Here is a 1,534-nt window from a genome sequence, read left to right on the forward strand (position 1 = left end):
GAACGCTGGCTGATGCCGTTCTTGGACCGGCTGGGTCATAAGACTCGGCAGCGGATGTGTCCTCTGTACGTTGCGGGACTGATCGGTCCTGGCGATCGCAAGAGCGTTCAGCCGATGGCGGAGCGCCTTGCCACGGGCAACTACGACCAACTGCACCATTTCATTGCGGACGGTGTCTGGGACGCGACGCCGCTGGAGACGGAGCTGCTCAACCAGGCGGACCGACTTGTCGGCGGTAGGGATGCGGTGCTCGTTATTGATGACACCTCACTGCCGAAGAAGGGCGAACGCTCGGTTGGTGTTGCAGCTCAATACGCGTCGGCTCTCGGCAAAACGGCAAATTGCCAAACGCTGGTGTCTTTGACGCTTGCGCGCGGCGAAGTGCCGGTGATGGTCGCGTTGCGCCTCTTTCTGCCCGATAGTTGGACAAGCAACGTGTCTCGTTTGAAGCGCGCTCGCGTGCCAGTCGAACACCGAACGCTACGGTCCAAGCCGGAGATTGCTTTGGCCGAGATTGACCGCGTGATGGCAGCCAACGTGCGCTTTGGATGTGTGCTGGCGGATGCAGGATACGGGCTCAGCGCACCGTTTCGACAAGGGCTAACAGAGCGCGGGCTGGCCTGGGCTGTCGGCATCCCTCGGCACCTGAAGGTGTATCCGGTCGATGTGAAGCTCATTTGGCCGATTACCAAAGTCCGCGGGAAACCACGAAAGCACCACGTGCCCGATGTCTTATCGATTGCGGCAGAACAAATGCTGGCCAGCGCCAAATGGAAAGCCGTGAGTTGGCGCAGCGGGACGAAAGGGCGGCTGAAAGCTCGATTTGCTGCTCTTCGTGTCCGCACCGCCGACGGCCCTCCGCAGCGGATTTGGGATAAGGGTCAGCAGCATCTCCCGGGCGACGAAGCCTGGCTCATTGGCGAGCAACGTGCCTCAGGGGAGAAGAAATACTATCTCGCCAACCTGCCTGCGGCGACGGAACTGCGCACACAGGCCGCCACCATCAAGGCACGATGGATCTGCGAGCAGGCGCATCAGCAGTTGAAAGAGGAGCTGGACTTGATCACTTCGAAGGGCGATCATGGCAAGGCCTTCATCGTCACGCTCTAATGACCATGATCGCCTACGCCTTCCTGCAACATCGTCGCCTCGCATATGCGGGGCGGAAAAAAAAGAATCAACGGGCCTCCGCCTCAGCCAACCATGCCCGCAGTACGTCACGCCATCGTCGATCTCATCCTGCGACCGCGGGCTCAGCGGTGTCCGTACTGCAGAAGACGAATCCTTGAAAAGTCGCTACAAAAACAGTTTCTGCCAAAGTAGTGCTAGCACTACTTTGGCAGATTATTGGATTTCCGCGATTTTTTAGGATTCCCGAATCAATTTTTCAATGATTCATGGGTGGTCGGCTCTTGGAGGGCTGACCATGGCGGGATGGGAAGACGAACTCGAACGCTGGCTGATGCCGTTCTTGGACCGGCTGGGTCATAAGACTCGGCAGCGGATGTGTCCTCTGTACGTTGCGGGACTGATC

2 pseudogenes are annotated in these 1,534 nt (G+C 58.7%); both read left to right on the forward strand.

The annotated features are described in order from the left end of the window. Nucleotides 1–1,289 (forward strand): annotated as a pseudogene (locus AS156_RS05410) (IS701 family transposase); the annotation flags it as partial. A 101-nt stretch (nucleotides 1,290–1,390) separates the two neighbouring features. After that, nucleotides 1,391–1,534 (forward strand): annotated as a pseudogene (locus tag AS156_RS41775) (IS701 family transposase); the annotation flags it as partial.

The sequence above is a fragment of the Bradyrhizobium macuxiense genome (assembly GCF_001542415.1).
GTDB classification, from domain to species: Bacteria; Pseudomonadota; Alphaproteobacteria; order Rhizobiales; family Xanthobacteraceae; genus Bradyrhizobium; species Bradyrhizobium macuxiense.